Origin of the sequence: Micromonospora sp. NPDC049580 (assembly GCF_040675595.1) — a bacterium.
In the GTDB taxonomy this organism is placed as follows: Bacteria; Actinomycetota; Actinomycetes; order Mycobacteriales; family Micromonosporaceae; genus Micromonospora.
In genome coordinates, this window is the sequence record NZ_JBFAPG010000265.1 from 1 (window position 1) to 8,775 (window position 8,775).

At 66.5% G+C, this 8,775-nt stretch carries 5 protein-coding genes and 1 pseudogene; 2 read left to right on the forward strand and 4 right to left on the reverse strand.

The window, feature by feature from the left end; genetic code table 11:
* Window positions 1-2,877 (forward strand): WD40 repeat domain-containing protein (locus AB0J68_RS20395; protein ID WP_363939935.1); only part of this gene is annotated, 2,877 nt, incomplete at its 5' end.
* Window positions 2,878-3,276: 399 nt separating this feature from the next.
* Here AB0J68_RS20395 and AB0J68_RS20400 read toward each other — a convergent pair.
* Together AB0J68_RS20400 and AB0J68_RS20405 are read right to left on the reverse strand one after the other, a co-directional pair.
* A pseudogene (locus AB0J68_RS20400) lies at window positions 3,277-4,516 on the reverse strand (IS701 family transposase).
* Window positions 4,517-4,725: 209 nt separating this feature from the next.
* Window positions 4,726-5,442 (reverse strand): SDR family oxidoreductase, encoded by a 717-nt coding sequence (locus AB0J68_RS20405; protein WP_363939936.1) that lies wholly within the window; start codon window positions 5,440-5,442, stop codon window positions 4,726-4,728.
* A 370-nt stretch (window positions 5,443-5,812) separates the two neighbouring features.
* Here AB0J68_RS20405 and AB0J68_RS20410 point away from each other — a divergent pair, with 370 nt between their 5' ends.
* A complete protein-coding gene (locus tag AB0J68_RS20410) occupies window positions 5,813-6,919 on the forward strand; it encodes an IS110 family transposase (protein ID WP_363939938.1) in 1,107 nt (368 codons plus the stop codon).
* A 266-nt stretch (window positions 6,920-7,185) separates the two neighbouring features.
* On the opposite strand, the gene AB0J68_RS20415 is transcribed toward AB0J68_RS20410, so the two are convergent.
* The gene (locus AB0J68_RS20415) at window positions 7,186-8,082 is read right to left on the reverse strand and encodes an IS5 family transposase (protein ID WP_363939939.1); all 897 of its coding nucleotides are present in this window, start codon (window positions 8,080-8,082) and stop codon (window positions 7,186-7,188) included.
* Window positions 8,083-8,260: 178 nt separating this feature from the next.
* A partial coding sequence (locus AB0J68_RS20420) for a transposase family protein (protein ID WP_363939941.1) occupies window positions 8,261-8,775 on the reverse strand: 515 nt, incomplete at its 5' end.

The following is an 8,775-nucleotide window of genomic DNA, read 5'->3' on the forward strand; positions in this document are numbered from 1 at the left end:
CGAGCCGATCCAGCCGCGGCGCGAGCGCTGGCCGCAGTTATCGCCCGGCGCGCCGAGCGCAACTTCCTGGTTGCCGCGCTGACCGCTTACCGGCTGTCGGTGAACGATCACCTAGTCGACGTGCATGCTCCCGGATTCGACGAGAGCACGGTTCCACGTGGCATCGGCGAAGCGTTCCGCAAGCACTTCGATGCGCTGCCACCCGAGGCTCGCGGCGTCACGCGAGGATTGCTGACCGCGCTGGCGTATGCGCGTGGCGATGGTCTCGACGACCATCTCTGGCTGAAATTCGCGACGGCGCTGGGCTATCAGCTCAGTGGTCGCGACCTAGATGACCTGCGCGACTCGCCGGTCGCGAGCTACCTAATCAGAAACGTGTCCGCCAGCGGCATAAGGGTCACCCGCCTCTTTCATCAGGCGCTGGTAGACGAGCTGCTGGCTGGCCGCGATCGGCGCGAGGACGAGCGGCGAATCATCGCGACGTTGCGCAGGAGCGTGGCGGGCCGCTGGGGGACGGCAAATCCTTACGCTGTTGGCTACGCCGCCGATCACGCTGCCGCCGCAGGCGAGCTGCAAGATCTGCTCGACGACGACGAGTTTCTCCTCCACGCCGATCTGCACCGCGTTGTGACGGCGGTTGACCGCAGCAGGTCGGCCCTGGGCGTACGCGCACGACTCGTTCGGCTGACCCTTCACGCCCAGGATGCTGCACCTGCCGAACGCGCGGCCATGTTCAATCTCACTGCGCAGATCGAGGGGTACACCAGCAGCTTCGCGAGGCATCCGAACCTTCCATACGGCGCGTGGGCAAACACCAATGGTCGGCACGAATACACAGAATTGTCCGGCAACAAGACGATCGTCCACCAGATGTGTGCTGTTCGTCTCGGCGATCGGCGTTTCCTAGTGACGGTTGGAGAAGAACAGGAGGTCGATGTTTGGGATCCAGTTTCTGGGCGGCATGAGCGCCGTATCAGGGTAGCCGGCGCGGAGCGAATCTTTCCGATCCGGCTCGCCGACCGCGACCTTCTGGCGATATCGTCCCGGTGCGGAGGGCTGCGTGTCTTCGATGCGGCGACCGGTTCGCTCGTGCGCGAGCATCGGCTGGCGGAGCCGGACGCTAATACGTGCGCCGGGGTCGCGGCAGCCGACGACCTCATCCTTCTCTACCTAGCTTCCGGCCGCGGCACGGTTCGGCTCTGGGACGCGCACAGTGGAGAACTACGATACGAGCTGACCTACCCTGGCCTAGGCGCGGTGTTCGAAATCCAGCTTATGCGGCACGATGCGGAGGCCAGCCGCTTCCTGCTTCGGGGACACCGGAAGAACTGGTCCTGGGCGCCGGAGACGGACTCGGCGCCGAGGGCCCTTGCCGACGAGGGCCAGCCATCATGGCCGGTACAGGTACGCGGACGGTGCCTGATGGCTACCGAGGCCATCGACGGGGCCATGGCTCTGGTTGACCCGGTGACCAGAGAGGTGGTCACCGCGCTCGAAGGCCAAGGCACCGTTCCGAGGGGCGTCTGCTTCGTGGATGCTGACGAATGCCGGGTCGTGGCAGCCTGCTTCGCCGACGGATCACTAAGGCTCTGGGACCCCTACACGGGAAGTCTCATTGGCAATGAACAGCTTTTTGACGAGGCCTGGCGCATCTGGGCCGACCACGAGGACGGCCGACCCGTGATCATTTCCGCCTGCGATCAAGAAGTCGGGCTGTGGGATGCGGCCACGTTGGGTTTCCTCGGCTCATTTCAGGGTCCCGCCGAGGAGATCACGATGGCATGCCCAATTTCGATCGGCTCCCACCTCGCGGTCGCCGTGGCCAGCAACGACAGCAGCGTGCGGCTCTGGCGGCCAGGGCAGGACAATTCCGACTGGCCGAACCTGCTAGTCAGCGACTCAGCCGATCTGTGGGTGGCTTCCTTCAAAGACCGGGCGGTGATTGCCTATACCGATGATGCAACTACCGGCACGGTCAACTTATTTGATGTGTCCGAGGGCGCCCCTTATAGATCACTCGAATTGACCTCTGACGTGCGAGCCGCGTGTGCCCTAGTGCGCGACGGCCGCAATGTGCTCGCGACCGCGTCGCCGGAGGGCCTAGTTCAACTCTGGGACACTGATACCGGTAGGTGCATTGCCTCGCGGACAGGAGGTTCGTCTCCGCGTGAGCTGCTGCCCGTCGACTTTGACGGCACCCCTTTTGTCCTCTCGTTGGGACCGGGCGGCGTCGCCGTTTGGAACATGTCGACAATGGAGCAAGTGGCCATCCCGGCTTCTGCGGCCCGCCATGAACGGTCTTCGTGCGTCGTAGGTTCCGGATGGGTCGTCGTGACAGATCGCGGCACTGTCGACCGCATCGACCTTCGCACGATGCGCCAGCGAACGCTGGCGGAGGTTGCACGACTCACCACCGTTGCCGAGGTACAAGTGAGCGACGACCGGCTCCTAGCCATCGCTGAGCCCGACCACACCATCACCGTCCGGGATCCGATCTCCGGTGCACCACGATGGACCTTGGGACCACCGGGATGGAGTGCGGACGGCAGCCATGTGATGGCGTCGACGCGACACGGGCTAGTCATCCAGTCCCGAGGCGCCGACGAGACGATCGTCCGAGTCTGGCAACCGACGAGCGGTGAGGTCAGGACGGTGGCGGAAGATTTCTGGTCCTCAGACGTTCTCGGAGTCGCGCGGGTGAACGGAGACGAACACCTCGCCGTAACCTTTGACCGGCGCTCCATCGACCTGCTGGACCTGCCCTTCGGCCGCAAGCGCCGGAGCATACCGGTCCACCGCCATATCGAGGCTTGTTTCGACACACCCTTCGGTTTGGTCGTCCGCCTCGACATGGGGTTCATCGTTCTGCGGTTGTAGCGTCCCTGACGAGTGAGCAAGCGCCGACACAGCCACCGCTGTTCGACGGGCGATGGCCAGCAGCCGGCGCCGCCCAGCACTGCAGATTGCCGTGCTTGTGACCCCGGTTCATCACCGTACTTCCTCCAGGAAGCCCAGCAGTTCGGTAATCGTGGTGAATGGGTATTCGGCACCGACAAAGGCTGCCGGGACTGGGCGCCGGCAGTGACAAACAGCGGCCGAACCTCGTAGGGCTCGCCCGGCGGCGCCGGCGGAAGTCCCAGCGCCCCCGCCACCCGCGCAGCATCTGGCCGTAGGTCGTCGAACTTGAGCTCAAGCTGGGCGGCGTAGGCGAGGGATCTCCGGTGACCGCGGTAAAAGGTGTCTAAGAACTCCTGGTACTCCAGCAGGAGATCCGTTTCAGGGTTCGGTGAGGGCTTGTTGGGCGTAGTGGCTGATCTTGGCTTCGGTTTGGTGTTGGCGTCGGAAGATGGACCAGGCGATGACGTCAGCCGTGCGTCGGGCGGGTTCGATGACCAAGGCGTGGAAGAGCCGTCGGACTTCGTTGACGGTGATCGGGATCAAGCCGTTCGGGCTGGTGGTGCTGGCCGCTGCGGCGGCGGCGAGGAACGCGTGTGCGGCGATGACGAGGGTGGTCCAGCGGTGCCAGGCCCGCCAGCGGCGGTGTTGGTGCTGGTCCAGGCCGAGGCCGGTTTTGGTGGCCTGGAAGGATTCCTCGATGCTCCAGCGTCGGCCGGCAACGGCCACCAGTTGGCGCAGGGGAACCGGTTCGGGTGACCAGCAGCGGTAGAACGCCAGCTCACCGATAGCGCGGTTGCGGCGGATCAGCAGCCAGTGGTGGCCGTCGTGCCGTGTCGGCGGCCAGAGGGAGGATGACGAACGCCCAGTCGTAGTAGCGGTGCCCTTTCGCCCCCTGACCGGCGGAGATCCGTTGCCACGCCCGCTTCGGCAGACCGGCGGCGATCTGGTCCGCCCGCTGGATGCCCAGTCCGGTCGGGACCCGGTGCGAGCAGGCGACCGCGAGGACGTAACCCAGTTCGTGGCCGCGCAGGGCCGCGGCCAGGTGCGGGTCACCGCCGTAGGCTTCGTCACCGGCGACCCATCGGCATGGCAGCCCACCGGCGAGCGCGGTGTCGATCAGCTGTCGTGCCAGCTGGGGCTTCGTGGCAAACCCGATCGTCTCGGGCACCCCTGCCCCCACCCGTCGCGCGGGATCGTCGGTCCAGGATTTCGGCAGGTAGAGAGCGACGTCGACCAGGGTGTGCCCGGCTGGGGAGGCATAGGACAGGTGCACCGCGAGCTGACAGTTCTCAATCTTCCCGGCGGTGCCGGAGTACTGCCGTTGCACCCCGACGGTGTGCACGCCCTTCTTCAGGTCACCGGTCTCATCGATGACCAGCACCCCGTCCGGGTGCCCGAGCTTGGCCGCGACGAAGCCCCGCACGTCGGCGCGGACCTGCGCGTCGTCCCACCGGGCCCGACCGATCAGGTCCTGCATGCCACCTGGCCCGTCGTCACCGGCGTGCTCCGCTATCGTCCAGCAGTTCTTGGTCGGCAGCGGTGCCAGCAGGCCGGCCATGAAGTCCCGCACCCGCCGGCGGGGCTCAGGCCGCCCGAAGCACGACCCGATCACGTCCATCAGCTCGTCGAACAGCCCAGACCATCGCTGGGCGTCTACTCTGTAGGCGGCAGCCACCGCCGTATCTTTGGTCCACACAACCACGAGACTCAGCGGTGGCTGCTCCATGCCCACGGACAAAACCACACCGCCGCAGCAGGTCCGAACGGATCTCCTGCTGGAGTACTAGGACCCTCGGTTTGGCCCAGGCTGCTTGGCGTGGCGGGCGCTCAGGAGTGTGGAGTCCGTACCTGCTCGAAGTGGAACTCGCGGATGAAGCAGTCTCGTGGTTGACCAACCGCGAAGAACACGCAGTCGATGACCGACTGCGCAGTTAGGTCGCTATCTGCCTGCCGCGGCCCGTTCTGAACGAAGTCCGGTGGAAAAAGGGAAACAACCCGGATTCCTTCTGGCCGGAGCCGGTGCGACAGGATCTCAGCGAGCCCGGCGTGGGCATGCTTGGCCGCGTAGAACGCGGGATGCGCGCCCGAACGGCGGTGCCCCACCTCGGCGCATGTGGAGATCATGTTGACGACGTCGGGCCGCGACGATGCACGCAGCAGCGGCAACAGATGCTTGGTCAGCAGCACCGTGCCGGTCCCGCCCGCAGCCATCACGCTCTCGATCGTGTCGTCCGAGACGTCTGCCAGGTCGTCTCCTTCGATGTACGCGGCACCATTGTTGATCAGCACATCGAGGTAGCTCGTCCGGTCGGCCACGGCCGCGGCGAACCCACGCACCGAATCCGGTGCGGCGAGGTCGCAGTGAACCGCATCAGCCCGACCTGCCCCCCGCTGGTTGATCGCATCCGCAACCCGCCGGGCCGCCCCCACGTCGCGGGCCGAGAGGAAGATCTGTGCGCCGCGTTCGGCGAAGGCCTCGGCCAGAAGTCGACCCGTGCCACGCGCCGCGCCGGTGATGGCGACGCGCATACCATCAAGATCCATGGCCGACAGTGAAGCATCTGAACTCTGGTTCAGGTCAACAGGAACCTGTCAAGATCGGTCATCCGCTCATCGGCTACTTGTTTCATTGACCTGCGACCGTGGCCCGGCCAGGCTTCGGTCGAGGCGCCCGGGCTGTCGCTCTCATTTCGGCTGCCCATGCTGGTCGTGTGGCTCTCATTTGGCCTGCGCGGCCCGGGCGTCGCCTCAGGGCGGGGAGAGGCTCAAGAGGGGTTTGCTCGGCTCGAAGTAGCGTTGCCCTCCCGGCTCGACAACTCAGGTGGATCGAGCATCGGAGGACGCGGTGAGTGGCACGTCAGATCGTGTGGTCATCGGGATGGACCCGCACAAGCGCTCGGCAACGATTGAGGTCATGGCCCGCGACGAGACCGTCGTCGGCGGCGGCCGGTTCGACACCGACCGCGACGGCTACACGGCGATGAGGAAGTACGCCAACCGGTGGCCGAACCGGGTCTGGGCGATCGAGGGCTGCCAAGGGATAGGCCGGCACCTCGCCAACCGGCTCCTGGCCGACGGCGAGCAGGTCGTCGACGTCCCGCCGAAGCTGTCCGCCCGGGCGCGGGTGTTCGCCACCGGGCAGGGCCGCAAGACCGACGCCACCGACGCGCACTCCATCGCGCTGGTCGGCACCCGCATGGCCGGGCTGCGCCCGCTGGTCAACGACGAACAGTTGGCCCTGCTGCGGATCCTGGTCGACCGGCGCCGCTCCCTCGGCGAGGACCACACCCGGATGGTGTCCCAGCTGCACCAACTGCTGCTGGAACTCATTCCCGGTGGAGCGAAGAAGAGCCTGTCCGCCGCCCAGGCCAAGGCACTGCTGGCCACGGTCCGGCCCCGTGACACGGTCGGCAAGGCCCGACGCCGGGTCGCCGCGGAACTGATCGCCGACCTCGAACGGATCTACCGACGCTCCAAAGAAGCCGACAAGGAACTCAAGGAACTGGTCGCCTCAACCGGCACCACGTTGATGGACCTGCACGGCATCGGACCGTCCGGCGCCGCCCGGCTGCTGGTCGAGGTCGGGGACATCACCCGGTTCCCGAACCGGGCCCACTTCGCCTCCTGGAACGGCACCGCCCCCATCGACGCGTCCTCCGGTGAGCACGTACGCCACCGGCTCTCCCGCGCCGGGAACCGGCAGATCAACCGGGTGCTGCACATCATGGCCACCGTCCAGTTGCGCAATCCCACCGCAGGCCGCACCTACTTCGACCGAAAAAAGACGTCCGGCAAGACGTCCATGGAGGCGATGCGCGCCCTGAAACGACGCCTGTCCGACATCGTCTACCGGCGCATGATCAACGACGCGGTGGCCGCGGCAGCGGGCCCGGGAGGACAACGGGGAACGACAACTGGCTCCAGCGCGATCGACTCTCATCCCCCAGCCGGCTCTTCGGAGAAGTCACTTCCCGGACCCGCCGAAACCCAGGATAGAACTCTCCTCCTGGCGGTGTCTTGACACAGAGGGGAGCCATGTGCGGACGTCGCCTCTACCGCCTCCGCAGAGGTGCCAACGCTGACGCCTTCGGATTCACCGAGGAGGTCTCTAGACTGAAGGGCCTGGTCACGGCGCTGCCCGTGGGATCGGCGTCTCAGATGACGGAACCGTGACGGATCCCGCAGGCCGCCCGCGATGCTTCACATCGATCCACAGCAGACCTACAGGCGTGGCGTTGGGCGAAACCGAGACACCGGCCGGCGACGGCCATCCTGGAGCAAACACGCCTAGGCCGTGTTTCGTAGGGCACGAAGCCATTGGTTGATAGCGGCGATGGTGAGGGTGGCTTCGTAGCGCACGGCGAGTTTGTCGTATCTGGTGGCCATGGCGCGGTGTTGTTTGAGCTGGTTGATGCCGCATTCCACGGCGTGGCGCAGGCGGTAGACGTCGGGGTCGAAGGCGGGCGGACGTCCCCCTTGGGAGCCTTTGGCTTTGCGGTGCGCGTCCTGGTCGGCCTTGCTCGGGATGCACGCGCGGATGCCCCGGGATCGCAGGTGGGCGCGGTTGGCCTTGGACGTGTACGCCTTGTCGGCCAGCACGATGTCGGGGCGGGTGCGTGGCCGGCCGCCACCGGCTCGGGGGATGCGGACCTTGGCCAACACGGGGATGAACTGTGGGCTGTCGCCGCGCTGTCCGGCGGTCACCACCAGGGCCATCAGTTTGCGGCCCTGCTCGCAGGCCAGATGGGTCTTGGTGGTCCAGCCGCCCCTCGACCGGCCGAGCCCGTGATCTGCCGGCTCGGCCTGCACACCACCAGGAGTCTCCTTCTGCGCCTGGCCGTCGCGGCGGGCTCCCGCCGCGTGCTGGTGGGCGCGGCTGATGGTCGAGTCCACGCTCACCGTCCAGCCGACCAGCCCCGCCGCGTCCGCTCGGGCCTGCAACGAGGTGAGGATCTGCGCCCAGACACCGTCACGTTGCCACCGCCGAAACCATCGATACAAGGTCTGCCACGGCGGGTACTCCGCAGGCACGTCACGCCACGGCGATCCGGTCCGGACCCGCCACCGGATCCCGTCGATGATCAGTCTCATGGTCCATCTGCGCGGCCGAGCATGACCCGTTCCAGCAGGCAGCAACGGCTCCAGCGCCGCCCACTGCACGTCGGTCAGGTCATGTCGCCTCACTGCCGTTACGCTCGGCACGAGGTCTCCGGTGTGAAGTTCTAGCTTGGTCGCTGAACCAACTACCGGAGACCTCTTCAATTAGCGACCACCGCCACGCCCAATATCGAGGCCCTACGAAACACGGCCTAAGGGACGTCTCGTAACTGGGTGAAGGCGTTGCCCGGGGCCGGGCCGGTGGTCAGCCGGCGAGGATGATGTTGTGGAGGTTGGCGATGCCGGAAGCGGCGTCGGCCAATGTGTGGGCGGCGCGGCGGTAGTCGCGCAGGATCTTGAAGCACTTCATCCTGGCCAGGGCGTGTTCGACCCCTGCGCGGACGGTCCTGTGTTCGACGTTGAGGGCTTCTTTCCATTCCGGCAGAGCGCTGCCGTCTGAGGGTTTGCGGTACGGCATGATCACCTCAGGGTTGCCGCGGTAGCCGCCGTCGGCCATCACCGGCCGCCCGTCCAGCTTCTGGCCGATGCCACTGGTGCGGTAGACGATCGTGTCGTTGCGGTTGCCGGGCTGCGGGTCGCCGACGGCGATGACCAGGCGGGTGGAGGCGTCGATGGCGACCTGCAGGTTCGTTGAGTACCGGTAGTTCTTGCTCCGGGCGGCCAGGCGGTGATCGCGGGTGGGGATCAGGGTCCCGTCGACGATCGCGATCTGCTCGACCGGCCGTTTGCGCACCGGCGCCAGGGCCAGCAGCGGGCCGA